This window comes from Sphingopyxis sp. 10G20-10 (assembly GCF_057365075.1).
Map to the genome: position 1 here is coordinate 2,745,193 of NZ_CP195117.1, position 19,761 is coordinate 2,764,953.

Genomic DNA, 19,761 nt, shown 5'->3' on the forward strand with positions numbered 1-19,761 from the left:
GGGTTTAACCCTCCCCGCCCGCAGGCTCGACGGCCTCGGCTTCGGCAAGCTCTGCGGCAGCCGAAGCGGCTTCGGCAGCAGCGGCAGCGTTCGCAGCCGTGCGCTCGGCCCGCAGCTCGGTCAGCAAGGCTTCGCGGTCGCCCTCGAAACGGTTATCCTCGGGTGCCTTGATTCCGGCCTTTTTAGCGGCTTTAGCGACCAGCGCGTCGAGTTCACGCTGCGAACAGAGACCCAGCGTTACCGGGTCCTTGGCAACGATGTTGGCGCTGTTCCAATGACTGCGTTCGCGGATGGCGTTGATCGTGTTGCGCGTCGTGCCGATCAACTTGCCAATCGCGCCGTCGGACACTTCGGGATGATTTTTGAGGATCCAGGCGATGCCGTCGGGCTTGTCCTGACGCTTGCTGACCGGCGTATAGCGCGGGCCGCGGGTGCGGCGGATCGTGTCCTGCAGTTGCTGCGTCATTTGCAGCTTATAGGCGGGGTCTTTTTGACCCTTTTCAATCTCTTCCTGGCTCAGCTCATGCGCGCGCACCGGATCGCGGCCGGTATATTTGGTCGCTGCGGTCTCGTCGGCAATGGCCTGAACTTCAAGAATATGGATACCGCAATATTCGGCAATCTGAATAAAGGTGAGGCCGGTATTGTCGACCAGCCAGGCGGCGGTCGCATGCGGCATCAACGGCGTGGTTTGGGCGTTAGCCATGTCGAAAAGTCTCCAAGCGGAAAAGAAAGGGCCGCCCCTCGCAGGGCGGCCATTTGGCGTGTGATGTAGACCCATTTGGCAAAAGGAGCAAGCGGCTTGCTGGCCGTCACTGTGTCTTATGTATGCTATGGGGGGAAGCTGTCTGTCGGCATTTAAGCAACGGATGGTCATTAGCCGTCATCATACGCCGAGCCATTCCAATCCGCCGTCGAGTTCATCCGCCGAGTAGTCGACTTGCAAAACTCGACGATGTCTTATCACGCTGGCAGCCTCGGAAGCATGCAAGATTGGTGTTGCATATACCCACACGTCACCAGCATGTGCGAAGCAGAAATAGGTGCCGCACTGGCGCACCACCTCATCGTACTCACTAACTGGCACCCGTCCGAACTTATGGGAACCGGGAGCGATCAACAGCGGTGAATTGCCTGTAAGGACATCGTCGAGATGAACTCGAAGCGTTATCATGCGAGTAAGCAGCTCGAATGGAGGCGCGACATGCTGCATCCCCCCTTTCCTTGTCCAAGGCCCGTAACCTTCAACTTCAATTCGTTGTTTGACGCAGATTGTGCGATCCTGATGCCATGCCAGCGACCAGTTTGTTTTTGCATTCTTGTCGAACAGGATCGCGCGCACGGGGCGGCATCGTGACCCAAGAAACTCTAATGCAAGTGAGCCTATCGAACCTTCGGGGGCCAATATCGGCGTGAGCGGCTTGATGCCATGAATCCGGACCCCAGCCTGTTGTGTGGGAAGATCATGCAACGCAGCTCGAATGTCTGGGAGTGCCGCCAAAGAAGCAGCATGAAAATGTTCCGCGCCATCCTTTGCAAGGGTTAGGCGGCGGACTTCTGATGAGTGGTCCATAGCATTATCTAGGGCGCTTTACCGCGTCAGGGCAATGTCTGGTTTCAGGCACCCTCAATTCGCCTTTAAACGATAAAATGTGGGTCGTTTGCAGTCATTGCGGCACCCTCTACGCTTGCATCAAATCAAATTATCGGGCCGTGCATGCGTCCAAAATCCGCTGCTTAGACCGGCCGCGCGCCCTTGAACTTCGCATAGCCTATGTTGAAGCCAATCCATACCAAAGATGCCAAGGCGGTCACAGCGGCGACGTTGAAGAGAAAGAATTTCGCAGGGGTCAGAAATTCCTTGGTGAACAACAGCCCGTCAACGCCCTTCAGGGCCAGCAATTGCACACTATTCTCGATGACGTCGGCACCAAAAACCAGAAAGGCCGGAATGGCGAGAACCACCCCGACGCGCCCCGGAAACCGCAGCGCCAGACCCGCAAAAAAGGCTCCATACGTCAGTGGGAATGCGTAATCGAGCAACAGCGTCATCCAGAATGACTGTTTTTCTGGGCCGCGGTCATCGACGCCAACAAAGCCGTCGTATCCTCAACCGATGACAGGCGGTCCAGTAAGACTCCGCCCGTCGATGGCGTCCACACCGAGAAACCGAAAACCAACGCAATCGCGATAATCAGGCTCGCGAAGATAACCTTTGGTCGTCGCAGAAAGTTGAGCATCGGATGATTCCTTCATGGTCGCGCGGATCCTAGCGGAGGATTCTCACCAGAAGAGCGAAAGCATATCAGACCAACAGCACAATCTTTCCCACATGCTCGCCGGCCTCCATCCGTGCGTGGGCGGCACTGGCTTCTGCAAGCGGGAAACTCTGGTCCATCGCGGGTTTCCATTCGCCCTTGGTCAGCATCGGCCAGACACTGCGGGAAATTTCGTCGGCGAGCGCGGCTTTGAAACTGGCACTGCGGGCGCGCAGGGTGGACCCCGTCAGCGTCAAACGGCGGCGCATCACATCGCCCACATTGATTTCGGCTTTCATCCCGCGCTGAAACGCAATCGAGACATGCCGCCCATCATCGGCCAGACAGGCGATATTACGCGGAACATAATCGCCGCCGACCATGTCGATCACCGCCGTCACCCCCGCGCCGCCGGTAAAGTTTTTGACCTCCTCGACAAAATCCTGCTGCGAATAATCAATCGCCAGGTCGGCACCCAGCGCCGTCGCAGCAGCGCATTTTTCGGCGCTGCCGCAGGTCACGATCACCTTGATATCAAACAACTTACACAGGCCGATTGCGGTCGTCCCGATGCCGCTGGTGCCGCCATGCACCAGCACCGTATCGCCTTCGCAAACCCACGCGCGCTCGAACAAATTATGCCACACGGTGAACATGGTTTCGGGCAGCGCCGCCGCCTCTGCCATCGAGTAGCCCGCAGGAACCGGCAAACAGCTCCCCACAGGCGCCAGCGCATATTCGGCATAGCCGCCCCCCGCGACCAACGCGCACATCGCCTGCCCCAACAGTTCGGGATCTTCGCTCGGTCCGACCGCAACCACCGTCCCCGCAATCTCCAGCCCCGGCAGGTCGGAGGCTCCCGGCGGCGGCGGGTAATATCCCATGCGTTGCAGCACATCGGGGCGATTGACCCCGGCGGCGGCGACACGGATCAAAACCTCTCCCGCGCCCGGTTGGGGCACGGGGCGCGTTTCGGGTTTGAGCACATCGGGCCCACCGGGCTCTGATATGGCAATGGCTGTCATGGATTCGGGTAGCGCGACCAACACGTAAAACTTTCCCCCCAAGCTGAAGTGCGCCCTTATTGACAGGCGTAGCGCTGCGGTCAACAATCCTGCCCATGATGGACGCAGACGAACCACGCCGCCGCGACGATGTGCTGGATATTCTGACCAAACAATCGCTCGACCCGCTGTCGGTCGACGAGCTGCATGATCGCATCGCGGTGCTGGAAAGTGAAATCGAACGGACGCGCGCGCGCATCGATTTTTCCAAAAGCCACAAATCGATCGCCGACGGATTGTTCAAAAAGGGCTAGCGCACTGGCTCAATCTACGGTCTTTTTTCACCAGTCGTTAACCATAAATCAAGCTTCACCCTGCTATTTCTAGGTCGCTGACCGCTTTTCCCTTGCAGGCTGGCGGCGGCATCGCCACCTTGTTTGCGTGGGCCGGGCTCTCCCTCTCCGGCCCCGTTAGGAGAAAGCCTATGCCGTCCTTTTCGGAAAGCCTCGAAAAGACCCTGCACAACGCGCTGAAGGCCGCGTCGGACCGTCATCACGAATATGCGACGCTGGAGCATCTGCTGAGCGCGCTGATCGACGACGACCACGCCGCCGAAGTCATGCGCGCCTGCGGCGTGGCGCTCGACGAATTGCAAGGCGCGGTCGTCCATTATCTGGACAGTGAACTCGACAGTTTGAAGGTCGAAGGCAATAGCGACCCCAGCCCCACCAGCGGATTTCAGCGCGTGGTTCAGCGCGCTATCCTGCACGTCCAATCGTCGGGCAAGGATGAAGTGACCGGCGCCAATGTGCTCGTCGCGCTATTTTCCGAACGCGAAAGCTATGCCGTCTATTTCCTTCAGCAGCAGGATATCACACGCCTCGATGCCGTATCCTATCTCAGCCACGGCGTCGGCAAGGGCGGCAAAGCGTCGCCGCAAGCCGAGCCTGAGGACAAGGAAGAAGGCAAGGACAAGGACGACGCCAAGGGCAAGGGCAAAAAGGAAACCGCGCTCGACCAGTTCACCGTCAACCTGAATGAAAAGGCGAAGAACGGCCGCGTCGATCCGCTGATCGGACGTGGTGCAGAGGTTGACCGGACGATCCAGATATTGTGCCGTCGCTCGAAAAATAACCCGCTCTATGTCGGCGACCCCGGCGTCGGCAAAACCGCAATTGCCGAAGGTCTGGCACGCAAGATCATCGAAGAAGATGTGCCCGAAGTGCTGCGCCCCGCCGTCATCTATTCGCTCGACATGGGGGCGCTGCTTGCCGGCACCCGCTATCGCGGTGATTTCGAGGAGCGGCTGAAATCGGTGGTGACCGAGCTGGAAGGCCTGCCGCACGCGATTTTGTTCATCGACGAAATCCACACCGTCATCGGCGCGGGCGCGACCAGCGGCGGCGCGATGGATGCGTCGAACTTGCTGAAACCCGCTTTGTCGGGCGGCATCATCCGCTGCATCGGGTCGACGACCTACAAGGAATTCCGCAACCATTTCGAAAAGGATCGCGCGCTGCTGCGCCGATTCCAGAAAATCGATGTGGTCGAGCCGAGCCTTGAGGACACCAAAAAAATCCTCGCCGGTCTGCGCAGCGCATTCGAAAGTCATCATCAGGTGCGTTACACCGCCGATGCGATTGACGCGGCGGTCGAATTGTCGGCGCGGTATATCAACGACCGTAAATTACCCGACAAGGCGATTGACGTGATCGACGAAGTCGGTGCGATGCAGATGCTGGTCGCCCCATCAAAGCGGCGCAAGACGATCACCCCCAAGGAAATCGAAGCGGTGATTGCCACCATGGCGCGCATCCCGCCTAAATCGGTATCGTCGGACGACAAGCGCGTGCTGGAAACGCTCGAAACAGATTTGAAGCGCGTGGTGTTCGGCCAGAATACCGCCATCGAAGTGCTGGCCAGCGCAATCAAGTTGTCTCGCGCGGGTCTTCGCGACCCCGAAAAGCCGATTGGTAATTATCTGTTCAGCGGCCCCACCGGCGTCGGCAAGACCGAAGTGGCGAAGCAGCTCGCGAGCATTATGGGCATTCCGCTTCAGCGGTTCGACATGAGCGAATATATGGAGCGCCACAGCGTGTCCCGCCTGATCGGTGCGCCCCCGGGCTATGTCGGCTATGATCAGGGCGGCCTGTTGACCGATGCTATCGACCAAAACCCGCATTGCGTGCTGTTGCTCGACGAAATTGAAAAGGCGCATCCCGACCTGTTCAATATTTTGTTGCAGATCATGGATCATGGCAAACTCACCGACCATCACGGCAAGACGGTCGATTTCCGCAATGTCATTTTGATTATGACCACCAATGCCGGTGCCAGCGACATGGCGCGTGAAGGCATCGGGTTCGGCCAGCTCAACCGCGAGGACGTGCAGGAAGAAGCGGTGAAAAACCTGTTCACACCCGAGTTCCGCAACCGCCTAGATGCGATTGTTCCCTTTGGCTATCTGCCCCCCGACGTGGTGGCGCGGGTGGTGGACAAGTTCATTCTTGAGCTCGAACTGCAACTGGCAGACCGCAACGTCCATATCCAGCTCGACGATGCGGCGCGTCAGTGGCTGACCACCAAAGGCTATGACAAACTCTATGGCGCCCGCCCGATGGGCCGATTGATCCAGGAAAAGATCAAACAGCCGCTGGCCGAGGAATTGCTGTTCGGCAAACTGGTCCATGGCGGAGAGGTCAAGGTGAAGATGAAGAAAGGTGACGATGCCAAAGTCGGCAATCCGCTCGCCTTTGAAATCGTCTCCGCTCCGCCAAAAGGTGCCAAGGGCAAAGCAAAGGCCAAGCCCAAGGCGGACAAGGCAAAAAAGACGGCAGAGTAAGTTAAGAAACTGCCTTTCAGGGCGAGGGCTTACCCCCCTCGCCTTTTTCTCCTCCCATCCTTATATGGGACGTCATGTATAATTACGCTCAAGTCACTGCCGCTGATGCGGCTTCGCCTGTCGCGGTTCGCGATGGCACCATCAAGCTGCACGATGAAGCAGGCTTTGCCGGAATGCGCAAAGCGGGACGGCTGTCGGCCGAAATCCTTGATGCTCTGGTTCCCTTCGTCCAGCCGGGGGTGACAACCACCGCAATTGACGATCTCGTCCGCACGATGATGATCGAAGGCGGCGGAATTCCCGCAACGCTGGGCTATCGCGGCTTCACCCACAGTTGCTGCACCAGCATCAACCATGTCGTGTGCCACGGCATCCCCGATACCAAAGCGCTGCGTGAGGGCGATATCGTCAATATCGACGTGACGACGATCATCGACGGCTGGCACGGCGACACCAGCCGCATGTATCTGGTCGGCGAAGTCCCGATCAAGGCGCGGCGACTAGTTGATGTGACATATGAATGTTTGATGCTCGGCATCGAACAGGCCAAGCCCGGCAACCAGATGGGCGATGTCGCCCATGCCATTCAGTCTCATGCCGAAAAACATCGCTATTCAGTCGTCCGCGATTTTTGCGGGCATGGGGTGGGCCAAATGTTTCACGACGCGCCAGAGGTTGTCCACGCCGGACGCCCCAGCACGGGACCCGAACTGAAGCCCGGTATGTTCTTTACCATCGAACCGATGATCAACACCGGAAAATATGCCGTGAAAATGCTCAGCGACGGCTGGACCGCGGTCACCCGCGACCGTAGCCTGTCGGCTCAATTCGAGCATAGCATCGGCATAACCGAGGCGGGGGCGGAGATTTTTACAGCCAGTCCCAAAGGGTTGAACGCTCCGCCGTGGCAATGACCTCCTTCTCCCTTGATGGGAGAAGGATATGCAGCCTTGTCGCGAAGCGATTAGGCGGAGTTGGATGAGGGTGAAGTCTCAGCCTTGCACGATGCCGCAAAGCTACCCTCCGCTGCGACTAGTCAGCAAGTTCGCAAGTCTCGCGCCCCCCCCCATCAAGGGGGTAGGATAATTATAGGGCTATCCCCCTAAATCTTTTCTTGCGAATCTCTTTCGTCGGGCGCAGTCTTGACGCGAACGTCAAGCATAGGCGTCGAGGGAGAGCGATGATGAGAACAAAGGTCGGCATGGCGGCGCTATTGGGCGGCGCGGCATTGATGCTTTCGGGCTGTAATGCGTCAACAAATGACAGCGCAACCGCAGGCGCTATGGACGCCGCCGAACAGGCGAGCGCCACCTTGCTCAAAACCGGCGGCAATGGCGATGACTGGGCGGGTATCGGCTATAGCTATGACGAGCAACGCTTTAGCCCGCTGACCGACATCAACGATGGCAATGTCGGCAAGCTGGGCATCGCCTGGTACGCCGACCTTGACGATGCGCGCGGGCAAGAGGCTACACCCGTCGTCGTCGATGGCACGCTTTATGTCAGCCATGCCTGGTCCAAGGTCGATGCCTGGGACGCCGCAACCGGCAAGAAATTGTGGAGCTTTGACCCCAAGGTGCCCGGCACCAAGGCGGTCGACCTGTGCTGCGACGTCGTCAATCGCGGGGTCGCCGTGTGGGGTGACAAGGTTTTCGTCGGCACTCTCGACGGGAGGCTGATCGCGCTCGACAAAAAGACCGGCAAAGAGCTGTGGTCGTCACAGACTTTCGATCCCACCAAACCCTATTCGATTACCGGCGCGCCGCGCGTGGTCAAGAATATGGTGCTGATCGGCAGCGGCGGCGCCGAATATGGCGTGCGCGGCTATGTCACCGCCTATGACGCCGACACCGGCAAGCAAGTCTGGCGCTTTTATCTCGCGCCCAATCCGAACAAGGAAAAAGATGGCGCCGCCAGCGACGCCATCTTTGCCTCCAAGGGCAACGCCACATGGTCCGACACCGGCGAATGGACGAAGTCAGGCGGCGGCGGCACCGCATGGGACGCCATCGTCTATGACAAGGATCTCGACCAGATTTACATCGGCGGCGGCAATGGCAATCCATGGAACCATGGCACGCGATCGAATGGCGAGGGCGATAACTGGTTCCTGTCGTCGGTGGTCGCGGTCGATGCCGATACCGGTGCCTATAAATGGCACTACCAGGAAACACCGGGCGAAAGCTGGGATTACACGGCGACCCAACCGATCATTTTGGCCGAGCAAGAGGTCGACGGTAAACCGACCAAAGTGCTGTATCACGCACCCAAAAACGGTTTCTTCTTTACCATCGACCGTACAGACGGCCATCTGATCGACGCCAAGCCCTTTGTTGACGGGATCAACTGGGCCACCGGCTATGACATGAAGACGGGACGCCCGATCGAAAATCCCGACGCGCGCTTTTACAAGACTGGCAAGCCCTTCATTGCCATTCCGGGGGCGCTGGGTGCGCATAACTGGCACCCGATGAGCTATAACCCGAAAACCGGCCTTGTTTATATTCCGGCACAGCAAATCCCGCAGGCCTATATTCAGGACATGACCGAACTCGACAAGCGTAAGGTGCTGGGTTTCAACATCGGCGCGTCGCTTTCGGCGTCAATGATGCCCGATGACAAGGCGGCATTCCGCGCCGCCATTGCCGCAACCACGGGCCGACTCGTCGCCTTTGACCCAAAGGCGGGCAAGGTTGCCTGGGCGGTAGATTATCCCGCCGCCTGGAATGGCGGGACGATGACGACTGCGGGCAATCTGGTGTTTCAGGGCACCAGCCTCGGCCGGTTCCGCGCCTATGCTGCCGACACCGGCAAACAATTGCTCGACCTCGACATGCAATCGGGGATCGTCAGCGCGCCATCGACATTCAGAGTCAAGGGCGTGCAATATGTTGCCTTCATGACCAGCAAGGGCGGCGCCTTTCCGCTTGTCGCGGGCGTGGCCGGAGGCGCATCACGCAAGGTTCCCAATATTCCGCGGCTGGTGGTGCTGAAACTGGACGGCAACCAGACATTGCCAGCGCTACCCGCGAACAACATAATTGCATGGAATCCGCCGGCGATGACGGGCACACCGACGCAGATTGCTGCGGGCAAGGTACATTTCGGGCGCTATTGCCTCGTCTGTCATGGCGACAGCGCAATTGGCAACGGCTTTACCCCTGACCTGCGCGTTTCGGCTGTCCTTTCGGATACCGACACATGGAAATCTGTGGTCATTGATGGCGCGCTGAAAGAACGCGGCATGGTAAGCTTTGCCAAGGTGCTGAAGCCCGAAGATGCCGAAGCGATCCGCCAATATGTCATCGAACGCTCGAACTGGACCAAGACCAATCTGCCCGACGCAACGGCGCCGGTCGGGCGTTAGTCCAGCGACGACCCGAGCGACCACCCTGCCTAAATAAAAGGCAGGGCAAAGCTGTCGTTGCCCATATTCTGGGCAGCGGCGCAATCTTATGTCGAAAGACTTCGCCGAAACCCGCGATTCGGCAATTGGCACGGCTTTTGATTGGTGCAACATGGCGGAACACCGCTCCGACTCCCGGAATGACCGGACCAGGCCCGCCTGATCCGGCCTTATCCGCAAGCGGCAGTCGGCCCAAAAGGGGGAAGCAAGGCGTGAAAAAAATTGAAGCCATCATCAAGCCGTTCAAGCTCGATGAAGTGAAAGAGGCGCTGCACGAAGTCGGAGTCAGCGGGATTACCGTGACCGAGGCCAAGGGCTTTGGTCGGCAAAAAGGCCATACCGAGCTGTATCGCGGTGCCGAATATGTTGTCGATTTCCTGCCCAAGGTGAAATTAGAGGTCATCGTCGAGGATGGTCTGGCCGAACGAGTCGTCGAAGCGATCGCCGCTGCCGCGCAAACCGGTCGCATCGGCGACGGCAAAATCTTTGTCCTTCCTGTCGAAACCGCGCTGCGCATCCGCACCGGCGAACGCAATGAGGACGCCCTGTAATCTCCACATTTGCGGGCGGCATTGCCGACCCTCCCCTGTTTAACCATCCCCGGTCGATCCGGGCCATAGTCACAAAAAGGAAGCACCGATGGCCACGAAGCCCAAAGACATTATCGCGCGCATCAAAGAGAATGACATCGAATGGGTCGATCTGCGCTTTACCGATCCCAAGGGCAAATGGCAGCATCTGACAATGTGCGCTGGCGTCATCGACGAAGACGCGCTGGAAGATGGTTTGATGTTCGACGGGTCGTCGATTGCCGGTTGGAAGGCGATCAATGAAAGCGACATGATCCTGATGCCTGATCTCGACGCCGTTTATGACGACCCCTTTTCCGCCACCCCGATGATCGTCATCTTTTGTGATATTATCGAGCCGTCGAGCGGCGAAGGCTATTCGCGCGACCCGCGCACGACCGCCAAGCGCGCCGAGGCCTATCTGGGGTCGTCGGGCATTGGCGATACCATCTATGTCGGCCCCGAAGCCGAATTCTTCATGTTCGACGATGTTCGCTTTGAAAACAGCTATAACAAGTCGAGCTTTGAAATCGACGATATCGAACTGCCGACCAACACCGACCGCCGCTATGAGGGCGGCAACATGGGCCACCGGCCGCGCATCAAGGGCGGCTATTTTCCTGTCGCGCCGGTCGACAGCGCCGTCGATATCCGTGCGGAGATGGTGTCCACCATGCTCGAACTCGGCCTGCCCTGCGACAAGCATCACCATGAAGTTGCTCCGGCACAGCACGAACTGGGGCTGACCTTTGGCACACTGACCCAAACCGCCGACCGTATGCAAATCTATAAATATGTCGTCCATCAGGTCGCCCATGCCTATGGCAAGACCGCGACCTTCATGCCCAAGCCGGTCAAGGACGACAACGGATCGGGGATGCACACCCACATGTCGATCTGGGAAAAGGGCAAGCCGCTGTTTGCCGGAAACGGCTATGCGGGTCTGTCCGACATGTGCCTCTATTTCATCGGCGGCGTGGTCAAACATGCCAAGGCTTTGAACGCTTTTACCAACCCGGCAACCAACAGCTACAAACGGCTGGTTCCCGGCTTTGAAGCTCCGGTGCTGCTCGCTTATTCAAGCCGTAACCGTTCGGCCTCGTGCCGCATACCCTATGGCGCGGGGGCCAAGGCAAAGCGCGTCGAATTCCGTTTCCCCGACGCGATGGCAAACCCCTATCTTTGCTATTCGGCGCTGCTGATGGCGGGGCTTGACGGCATCCAGAACAAGATTCACCCCGGCGAGGCGATGGACAAAAATCTCTATGACCTTCCGCCCGAAGAGTTGAAGGAAGTACCGACGGTGTGCGCGTCCTTGCGCGAAGCGCTCGACAGCCTGAACGCCGATCATGACTTCCTGCTAAAAGGTGACGTGTTCAGCAAGGATCAGATTGACGCCTATATCGCCCTGAAATGGGAAGAGGTTTACGCCTGGGAAATGGCGCCGAGCCCGGTCGAATTCGACATGTACTACAGCGCCTGATTTTTCCATCGCTGCACGAACCGGGGCGTCCGGAACCTTCCGGGCGCCCTTTTTCGTTGACGACTTAGGGTCTTTCCGGGGTGGATAGAGGCACCGTGACGGAGCGGATGCCATCGCCATGCGTTGATGGGGCAAAGGAGCTTTCCATGCCAACCCCACTGTCCGCCATCGCCATCAACTGCACCCTCAAGGCAGTGACGACCAGAAAATCGTCAACCGATGCCATGATCGCGGTCCTCGCCGAACATTTCGCCGATCTTGATGTGACGCTGACCGAAACAATCCGGATCGCTGCCCACAATGTCAAATGGGGCGTGTCCTCCGATGAGGGAGCGGGGGACGACTGGCCCGCCATTCGCAAGCGCATATTGGCCGCCGACATCTTGATCTTTGGCACCCCGATCTGGATGGGTCAGGCCGCTTCGGTGGCCAAGCTCGTTCTCGAACGGATGGACGCCTTCTTGGGCGAGACAGACGATAAGGGACGGATGCCCAGCTATGGCAAGGTCGCGGTCGCGGCGATTGTCGGCAACGAGGATGGTGCCCATAACGTCACGGCGCAGTTGTTCCAGTCGCTCAACGATACGGGTTGGACCATCCCCGCTGTTGGCGCCTGTTATTGGGTTGGCGAGGCAATGCACCATGTCGATTTTCAGGATCTGGAGCATCGTCCTCGAAAAGTAACCGAAACCGCCAAGATGGTCGCCAGCAACGCCGCTCATCTGGCACGCTTGCTCAAGCAGGCACCCTATCCGGGCTGACGCACGGGGTTGCGCGGGCGCGGGCGTGGCGGCACAACAGGTGTCCAGACAGGAGCCTGCCCGCATGAAACCCCTTTCGCTTGCCATGATGTTGTTCGCCGCCCAACTGGCACTCGCCCACACCGCCGACGCGCGGCTGTCCAAGGTCGAAACCACGATCAATCGCACCGTCGAAGCCGAACATCCGCGCGCGGTCGCGCTGCTCGAGAAATTGGTGAACCAGAACAGCGGCTCGCTGAATCTGGATGGAGTTGAAAAGGTCGGTGTGATGATGCGCGCCGAGCTGGAGCCGCTGGGATTCGATGTGGTGTGGAAGCCGATGCCCGAAACCGCACGTGCAGGCCATTTGATCGCCACGCACAAGGGCAAGCCCGGTACCAAGCGCCTGCTCCTCATCGCGCATCTCGACACAGTGTTCGAACCCGACTCCCCCTTTCAGACCTTCACCCTCAAGGGCGATTTTGCCGAGGGGCCGGGCGCTGCGGATGACAAGGGCGGGATGGTCGTAATGCTCAGCGCGCTACGCGCCATGCAGGCAGCCGGCACGCTGAAAGACGCCAATATCGAGATCCACATGACCGGCGACGAAGAAGACGCCGGCGATCCCATCGAAAAGGCCCGCGCAGACCTAATCGCTGCAGGCAAGCGCAGCGATGTTGCGCTTGATTTCGAAGGGCTGGTCATCGTCGATGGCGCCGACATGGGCTCGATCGCACGGCGCAGCTCGGAAAGCTGGACGCTGACTGCTACTGGAAAGACCGGGCATAGCTCGCTGATTTTCAACGATGAATATGGCGATGGCGCAATCTATGAACTGGCGCGGATCATCACCCGCTTTCGCAACGAATTGCCCGAGCCCAACCTGACCTTCAACGTCGGCCTGATCACGGGCGGGCAACAGGCCACCCTTGACGCCGGGGGCATTCGCGCGACCGCCAACGGCAAGACCAACATCATTGCCGCCACAGCCGTCGCGCGCGGCGACATGCGCACCTTGTCGGCCGCACAGGCCGAGCGGGTGAAAAAGGAAATGGCCGCCATTGTCGCTGACCATGCGCCGGAAACCAGCGCGACACTAAGCTTCGATCCGGGCGGCTATCCGGCGATGGCACCGACCGACGGCAATCGCGCTCTGCTCGACAAGCTCAATGCCGTGAACCGCGATCTGGGGCTGGCCGAAATGGCGGCGCTCGATCCGCTGAAGCGCGGCGCGGGCGACATCAGCTTTGTCGCCGCCGATGTTGATGGACTCGCGGGGCTGGGGCCTTATAGTTTCGGGGACCACGCCCCCGGCGAAACGGTCGATCTGAACAGCATGATTCGGCAGGCCAAGCGCGCAGCCATTTTGATGTCACGCCTTTCCGCCGAAAAGCGCTGAACGCGGCACTATTCGCGCACTGACGCGCTTGATTCCTTCGTCGTGACCATTAGGTAGCAATGGAAGACGTATTTTTACCCGCCGATTGGAGACAGACAATGAGCAGTTTTGAAACGCATCTGAAACAAAATTACATCGGCGGAAAATGGGTGGACAGCCAGGGAGGCAAGGAACATCAGGTCATCAGCCCGTCGACCGAAGAGGCAACGACCACAATCATGCTGGGCACCCCCGTCGACATCGACGCCGCGGTCAAAGCGGCCAAGGCGGCCTTTCCCGCTTTCTCGCAAACGACACGCGAAGAGCGGCTGGCGCTGCTCAACAATATTATCGAGGAATATAAAAAACGCATTCCCGATCTCGCCAAATCGATGGCCGCCGAAATGGGCGCGCCGGTCAGCTTTGCCGCCGCAGCACAGGCCCCCGCCGGGCTGGGCGGTTTCCTTGGCACGATGGCCGCGCTGAAGGATTTCAGCTTTTCCGAACAGCAAGGTTCCAACATGGTGGTCTATGAACCGATGGGTGTTATCGGGATGATCACGCCGTGGAACTGGCCGCTCAACCAGATTTCACTGAAGGTCGCCCCGGCGCTTGCGGGCGGCAATTGCATGATCCTGAAACCGTCCGAAGAATGCCCGGGCAATGCGACCATCTTTGCTGAAATCCTCGATGCTGCGGGCGTGCCTCCGGGCGTGTTCAACCTGGTCCAAGGTGACGGCCCGACCGTCGGCAACGCGATTTCGTCGCACCCCGGCATCGAAATGGTCAGCTTTACCGGATCGACCCGCGCGGGCATTTTGGTTGCCAAGGCCGCCGCCGACACGGTCAAGCGCGTCCATCAGGAGCTGGGCGGAAAATCACCCAATCTGGTCCTGCCCAACGCCGATCTGGCCGCCGTGCTGCCCCCGACGGTGCAGGGCGTTTTGGTCAACACCGGCCAAAGCTGCATCGCGCCGACGCGCATCCTGGTCCAGAAGGATCGCACCGATGAAGCCATTGGCGTCATCAAGGCGATGTTTGACGGCACTCAAGTGGGCGACCCCTTGGCCGAAGGCGGCCATATCGGTCCCGTCGTCAACAAGGCGCAGTTCGACAAGATTCAGGGGCTGATCCAGTCGGCCATCGACGAAGGGGCCAAGCTGGAGACCGGCGGCACCGGTCTGCCGTCGAACGTCAACCGTGGCTATTATATCAAGCCGACGGTCTTTTCGGGCGTCACCCCCAATATGCGGATCGCCCAGGAAGAAGTGTTCGGCCCCGTCGCCACGGTGATGAGCTATGACACTCTCGACGATGCCGTCGCGGTTGCCAATGACACCGAATATGGCCTGTCGGCGGTGATTTCCGGCGATCCGGCTGAGGCCGCCAAGCTTGCCCCCAGACTGCGCGCCGGCATGGTCGCGGTGAACAATTGGGGTCCGGCAATGGGTCAGCCGTTCGGCGGTTACAAGGCATCAGGCAATGGCCGCGAAGGTGGCTTGTTCGGTCTCAAGGACTTTATGGAAGTCAAAGCAATCAGCGGCATCCCCGCCTGATCGACCGGCCTGATCAACAGGACAAGGGGTGAGCGAACGACATGGTCGACGCGCTCACCCTGATCCTGCTTTTCACTATCGGATATGCCGCGCTGCGAACCAGCGTATGTATGGTGGCTGCGGCGCGCGAGATCGTTACCGATCGCCGCGCCAACCGCCTGACCGGATTTCTGTTGGCCGCCGTCTGCTCCGCTTTGGCGATGGCGGCGAGCACGGCCCTTGGCCGCGACCCCTTCACGATGATTCCGGGCTATCCGGCGAGCGGCGCAGCGATGGCGGGCGGCGCGTTATTCGCTGTGGGCGCGGCGGTCAACGGGCGCTGCGCCATGGGCACGCTGGCGGCGCTGGCGTCGGGTGAACTGCGGCATATCGCGACCTTGATCGGCATGATCGTCGCAGCGGGCTTTGCGACACCGATTGTGCATGACGCCATCGCAATAATGGCCGCACCGCCGAGCACGCCGTCACTGTTGGTCCATAGCCCTATTTTGGTGACGGCGTCCGGTGCGCTGGCCTTCACCATATTGCTGGCCGTGTTGCTGGGCCGCAATTTACGCCGGGCGCGAACGCCGCGGCTCTGGTCGCCATTGTTCGCGATGAGCCTGATCGGGGTTGCGTCGGGGCTGCTTTTCGCGATCGACGAGCAATGGCCCTATACCTCGCTCATCACGGCGCTGGCCGCAGGCGAAACCGGCGACGCCATGCGGCGGATCGGACTAGCGATGATCCTGCTCGCGGCGATGGCAGTCAGCGCATGGAGTGGAGGAATCGTCAGCCTGAATCTTGGCACCGCGCAAAAATGGGTCGGCGCAACACTCGGCGGATTGTTGATGGGGGTCGGTGCCAGTCTGGTTCCCGGCGGCAATGATGCCATGCTGATGACGGGTGTGCCGTTACTGCTACCCAACCTGATCGTCGCCTATATCAGCATGATCATCGTGCTGGTGGCCATTGAATGGGTGCGTTTCCGCCGATCAGGGGTTTAACTTGGGCGCGTCTGGCTCTAGGCGCCACTATCGCTTTTTTGGGAAAACCGCCATGCTCACACGCTCTCCACTTGCCCCCGCTGCCTTCCCCGCCTTGCCCGCCGTGGTAGGTGTGACGTGCCGCGTCGCACGCGCTGGCTATAAAGCATGGGATCGCGCCGACCTGACGCTGATCACTTTGGCACAGGGCAGCGCCGTTGCAGGCGTCACGACGCAGAGCCGCTGCGCCTCGCCCGAGGTGGAAACCTGCCGCGCCCATTTGCCGCAGGGCCGCGCCCGCGCGATGATCGTCAATGCCGGCAACAGCAACGCCTTTACCGGCGATCAGGGTCGCGCAGCGGTCGAGATGCTGGTTTCCAAGGTGGCGGGCGAACTGGACTGTCCGACCGAGCAGGTGTTTCCCGCCTCGACCGGGGTGATCGGGGTTCCGTTGCCGATCGACATTGCCGAGGCCGGACTGGCCGCCGCTTTCGCTGCCGAGCCCTGCGACTGGGAGGCGGCGGCGCAGGCTATCACCACCACCGACACCTTTGCCAAGGGTGCGAGTGCGACTGCCATGGTCGGCGGCACCAAAGTGACGCTGGTCGGCATCGCCAAGGGGTCGGGGATGATCGCCCCCGACATGGCAACAATGCTCGCCTATCTCTTCACCGATGCGGCGGTGGCTCCGGCGCTGCTGCAGGACATGCTGGCCCGCGCCAATCGTGCTACCTTTTCGTGCATCACCGTCGACAGCGACACATCGACGAGCGACACCTTGCTTGCCTTTGCCACCGGCGCGGCGAGCCATCCCATATTAGCCAGTATGGACGATGCGGGGGCCGATGCCCTTGCGGCGGCTCTCGGAGCGATTTGCCGCGACCTCGCGCACCAGATTGTCCGCGACGGTGAAGGCGCGTCGAAATTCATCACCGTGTCGGTGGGCGGCGCGGTCGATGATGCCAGCGCCAAAGTGATTGCGATGAGCATCGCCAATTCGCCGCTCGTCAAAACCGCCATTGCCGGTAGCGACGCCAATTGGGGTCGCGTCGTCATGGCGGTCGGCAAGGCCGGCGAACCCGCCGAACGCGACCGGTTGAGCATCCGCTTCGGCGCGACACAGGTCGCCGCCGAGGGGCGCGCGGTGCCCGACTATGACGAAACGCCGGTTGCAGCGCATCTGGCGGGCGATGAGATCGACATCGGGGTCGAGCTAGGCCTCGGCGATGGCCGCGCGACGGTTTGGACGTGCGACCTGACGCATGGCTATATCAGCATCAACGCGGACTATCGCAGCTAGTTATTCGTTCGCCATCGTATGCAGCCAATCGGCGTGGCGCGGGGCCTTTTTGGTCTGGCTCCATTCGTCGAGCATCAACGGAGCAACGCGCCTCAGTTCGGCATATTGTTCGTCGGTGCCGATGTCGCAGGCCAGTTCGACGCGGTGGCCGTTGGGATCGAAGAAATAGATGGATTTGAAGATGCCGTGATGCGTCGGGCCGAGCACGTCGACGCCTTCGCTTTCTAGATGCGCCTTCGCCGCGACGAGTTCGTCATAGCTGCCGACCTTGAACGCCAGATGCTGCACCCATTCGGGCGTGTTTTCATCGCGCCCCATGTCGGGTTGATTGGGCAGTTCGAAAAAGGCGAGGATATTGCCGCCGCCGGCATCGAGGAAGACGTGCATATAGGGGTCATAGGCGCCGGTTGACGGCACATGATCCTCGGCAAAGGCGGTGGTGTAGGTCATGCCGAGCATGCGTTCATACCAGTCGACCGTCTGCTTGGCGTCCTTGCAGCGATAGGCGGCGTGGTGGACGCCGCCAAGTTTGACCGGCGAGCCGCTCATTTCGCAGTCTCTACTTCCAGCGCGCCGCGGCGGATCTGGTCCATTTCCATCGATTTGAACAAGGCGGTGAAATTGCCCTCGCCAAAGCCTTCATCCTTTTTGCGCTGGATGAATTCAAAGAAGACGGGGCCGATCACGGTCTGGCCGAAAATTTGAAGCAGCAGGCGCGGGTCGCCATCCTCGGTCGAACCGTCGAGCAAGATGCCGCGCGACTGCAGATCCTCGACCGGCTCGCCATGGCCGGGCAGACGATCGGCGAGCATTTCATAATAGGTGTCGGGCGGGGCCGGGGCAAAGGGGTTGCCGATCGCGTGAAGATTGTCCCATGCCTGATACAAATTGTCGCAGCTGAACGCGATATGCTGAATCCCCTCGCCATTATAGGCGCGCAGATATTCCTCAATCTGGCCGCCGCCGCCAGCCCCCTCTTCGTTGAGAGGGATGCGGATCTTGCCATCGGGGGCGGTCATCGCCTTCGACGTCAGGCCGGTATATTCGCCCTTGATGTCGAAATAGCGGATCTCGCGAAAGTTAAAGACGCGTTCGTAAAAGGCCGCCCAATGCGCCATTCGCCCGCCATAAACATTGTGCGTCAGATGATCGATCACCTGCATCCCCGCGCCCACCGGATGCCGGTCGATGCCCTCTTCATAGAGGAAGTCGATGTCATAGATGTTGAGGTCATTGCCGCCCTCCTTGCCCGCATAACGGTCGATCAAATAGATGATCGCGCCGCCGATGCCGCGGATTGCGGGGATACGCAATTCCATCGGGCCGGTCTGCGTCTCGACCGGCTCTGCCCCGCGATCAAGCGCGCGTTCATAGGCCAGCTTGGCGTCCTTGACGCGGAACCCCATGCCGCAAGCCGAAGGGCCATGCTCGGCGGCAAAATAGGCTGCGGGCGATTTGGGTTCATAATTGGCGATCAGGTTGATGCCGCCCTGCCGCCACAGCTCGACATCCTTTGACCGGTGACGCGCGATGCGGGTGAATCCCATTTTCTGGAACACAGGATCGAGCAGACCCTTTTCGGGCGCGCAAAATTCGACGAATTCAAAGCCGTCGAGCCCCAGCGGATTGTCGAACAGATCGGCCATCACCAAAGTCTCCGTTTCAATATGGTTTCATTTGTAACTATTATCTGTCGTGTCGGCGCGCGAGTCAAGTCCGGACGGCGTTGGGAGCGCCCCTATTTGCCGAAGTCTGTCCGCCGTGAAATTTGGTTGCGCAAGCCGATCGGGACTTGGACCTGATAATAATATTTGTCCGTCGGCGTCCCGTCGTCCTTAAAAAATCCTATTTTAACACGACTGGCAACACCGCGCACGAATATCGTCCGGCCCTTGAAATAATGCTCTGCCGCATCGGGGCCATTGCCCGCAATGATGGCCATCAAACTGGCCGGGATATTGATAGTCAGGCAGTTGCGGTCACGATAATCCGTCTCTGAATTAAGATAATAGCGGCCATTCTGGAGACCGACCGCTTTAACCTCCATCTTGAATGTTCCGGCAATCCCAGCCTTTGGCGCCAAATAGGATGCATAAGTGACGGCTTCGACAGGCGAGATACAATCTTCACTGCAATAAACCTGCCTATCAACCACATGATTCCGTTCATACGCGCCCACAATCATCGGAGGAGACGGCATCTGCGGACCAGCCGCAAACATGAGCAGGGTCCAGATTGAAATCATGGTTGGTGGTCGCCT

The 19,761-nt window shown here is 59.6% G+C and carries 19 protein-coding genes; 11 read left to right on the forward strand and 8 right to left on the reverse strand.

Going from position 1 to position 19,761, the window contains the following annotated elements; translation table 11 throughout:
* Nucleotides 1-4: 4 nt before the first annotated feature.
* The 5 genes from ACR3XE_RS13405 to ACR3XE_RS13425 all read right to left on the reverse strand — a co-directional run bounded on the left by ACR3XE_RS13405 (nt 5) and on the right by ACR3XE_RS13425 (nt 3,283).
* Nucleotides 5-706, reverse strand: coding sequence for a cell cycle transcriptional regulator TrcR (locus ACR3XE_RS13405; RefSeq protein WP_473699702.1), 702 nt, complete (start codon nt 704-706; stop codon nt 5-7).
* A 180-nt stretch (nt 707-886) separates the two neighbouring features.
* Entirely contained in the window at nt 887-1,573 is a 687-nt protein-coding gene (locus tag ACR3XE_RS13410) for a phytanoyl-CoA dioxygenase family protein (protein ID WP_473699701.1), read from the reverse strand.
* A 164-nt stretch (nt 1,574-1,737) separates the two neighbouring features.
* The gene (locus ACR3XE_RS13415) at nt 1,738-2,052 is read right to left on the reverse strand and encodes a hypothetical protein (protein ID WP_473699700.1); all 315 of its coding nucleotides are present in this window, start codon (nt 2,050-2,052) and stop codon (nt 1,738-1,740) included.
* Nucleotides 2,049-2,240 carry a hypothetical protein gene (locus tag ACR3XE_RS13420; protein WP_473699699.1) on the reverse strand — a complete coding sequence of 64 codons (192 nt, stop codon included), beginning with the start codon at nt 2,238-2,240 and terminating at the stop codon, nt 2,049-2,051. The genes ACR3XE_RS13415 and ACR3XE_RS13420 overlap by 4 nt, the downstream gene beginning before the upstream one ends.
* 65 nt (nt 2,241-2,305) lie before the next feature.
* Complete coding sequence (locus ACR3XE_RS13425) at nt 2,306-3,283, reverse strand: NAD(P)H-quinone oxidoreductase (RefSeq protein ID WP_473700284.1); 978 nt, start codon at nt 3,281-3,283, stop codon at nt 2,306-2,308.
* A 95-nt stretch (nt 3,284-3,378) separates the two neighbouring features.
* On the opposite strand from ACR3XE_RS13425, the gene ACR3XE_RS13430 reads away from it, so the two are divergent.
* The 11 genes from ACR3XE_RS13430 to argJ all read left to right on the forward strand — a co-directional run bounded on the left by ACR3XE_RS13430 (nt 3,379) and on the right by argJ (nt 17,501).
* On the forward strand, nt 3,379-3,576 hold the full coding sequence (locus ACR3XE_RS13430) for a DUF1192 domain-containing protein (protein ID WP_473699698.1): 198 nt from the start codon (nt 3,379-3,381) through the stop codon (nt 3,574-3,576).
* 170 nt (nt 3,577-3,746) lie between these two features.
* Nucleotides 3,747-6,104 (forward strand): ATP-dependent Clp protease ATP-binding subunit ClpA, encoded by a 2,358-nt coding sequence (gene clpA, locus ACR3XE_RS13435; protein WP_486185803.1) that lies wholly within the window; start codon nt 3,747-3,749, stop codon nt 6,102-6,104.
* 74 nt (nt 6,105-6,178) lie between these two features.
* Nucleotides 6,179-7,018, forward strand: coding sequence for a type I methionyl aminopeptidase (gene map / locus ACR3XE_RS13440; RefSeq protein WP_473699697.1), 840 nt, complete (start codon nt 6,179-6,181; stop codon nt 7,016-7,018).
* A gap of 269 nt (nt 7,019-7,287) precedes the next feature.
* Nucleotides 7,288-9,471 carry a PQQ-dependent dehydrogenase, methanol/ethanol family gene (locus ACR3XE_RS13445; protein ID WP_486186030.1) on the forward strand — a complete coding sequence of 728 codons (2,184 nt, stop codon included), beginning with the start codon at nt 7,288-7,290 and terminating at the stop codon, nt 9,469-9,471.
* 251 nt (nt 9,472-9,722) lie between these two features.
* The gene (locus ACR3XE_RS13450; protein ID WP_473699695.1) at nt 9,723-10,061 is read left to right on the forward strand and encodes a P-II family nitrogen regulator; all 339 of its coding nucleotides are present in this window, start codon (nt 9,723-9,725) and stop codon (nt 10,059-10,061) included.
* Between the two features lie 88 nt (nt 10,062-10,149).
* Nucleotides 10,150-11,562 (forward strand): type I glutamate--ammonia ligase, encoded by a 1,413-nt coding sequence (gene glnA / locus ACR3XE_RS13455; RefSeq protein ID WP_473699694.1) that lies wholly within the window; start codon nt 10,150-10,152, stop codon nt 11,560-11,562.
* A gap of 146 nt (nt 11,563-11,708) precedes the next feature.
* A complete protein-coding gene (locus tag ACR3XE_RS13460; protein WP_473699693.1) occupies nt 11,709-12,323 on the forward strand; it encodes a flavodoxin family protein in 615 nt (204 codons plus the stop codon).
* A 64-nt stretch (nt 12,324-12,387) separates the two neighbouring features.
* Nucleotides 12,388-13,701 carry a M20/M25/M40 family metallo-hydrolase gene (locus ACR3XE_RS13465; protein WP_473699692.1) on the forward strand — a complete coding sequence of 438 codons (1,314 nt, stop codon included), beginning with the start codon at nt 12,388-12,390 and terminating at the stop codon, nt 13,699-13,701.
* Nucleotides 13,702-13,799: 98 nt separating this feature from the next.
* Nucleotides 13,800-15,236, forward strand: a complete 1,437-nt coding sequence (locus ACR3XE_RS13470) for an aldehyde dehydrogenase family protein (protein ID WP_473699691.1) — start codon at nt 13,800-13,802, stop codon at nt 15,234-15,236.
* A gap of 41 nt (nt 15,237-15,277) precedes the next feature.
* Nucleotides 15,278-16,222: a YeeE/YedE thiosulfate transporter family protein gene (locus ACR3XE_RS13475; RefSeq protein WP_473699690.1), complete on the forward strand. Its 945-nt coding sequence runs from the start codon at nt 15,278-15,280 to the stop codon at nt 16,220-16,222.
* 52 nt (nt 16,223-16,274) lie between these two features.
* Nucleotides 16,275-17,501: a bifunctional glutamate N-acetyltransferase/amino-acid acetyltransferase ArgJ gene (argJ, locus tag ACR3XE_RS13480; RefSeq protein WP_473699689.1), complete on the forward strand. Its 1,227-nt coding sequence runs from the start codon at nt 16,275-16,277 to the stop codon at nt 17,499-17,501.
* Here the strand turns inward: argJ and ACR3XE_RS13485 are convergent, their stop codons facing one another.
* From ACR3XE_RS13485 to ACR3XE_RS13495, 3 genes are all read right to left on the reverse strand, one after another.
* Nucleotides 17,502-18,050 carry a VOC family protein gene (locus tag ACR3XE_RS13485; RefSeq protein ID WP_473699688.1) on the reverse strand — a complete coding sequence of 183 codons (549 nt, stop codon included), beginning with the start codon at nt 18,048-18,050 and terminating at the stop codon, nt 17,502-17,504.
* Nucleotides 18,047-19,147 (reverse strand): 4-hydroxyphenylpyruvate dioxygenase, encoded by a 1,101-nt coding sequence (gene hppD / locus ACR3XE_RS13490; RefSeq protein ID WP_473699687.1) that lies wholly within the window; start codon nt 19,145-19,147, stop codon nt 18,047-18,049. The genes ACR3XE_RS13485 and hppD overlap by 4 nt, the downstream gene beginning before the upstream one ends.
* Nucleotides 19,148-19,239: 92 nt before the next feature.
* Nucleotides 19,240-19,746, reverse strand: coding sequence for a hypothetical protein (locus tag ACR3XE_RS13495; RefSeq protein ID WP_473699686.1), 507 nt, complete (start codon nt 19,744-19,746; stop codon nt 19,240-19,242).
* Nucleotides 19,747-19,761: the final 15 nt, after the last annotated feature.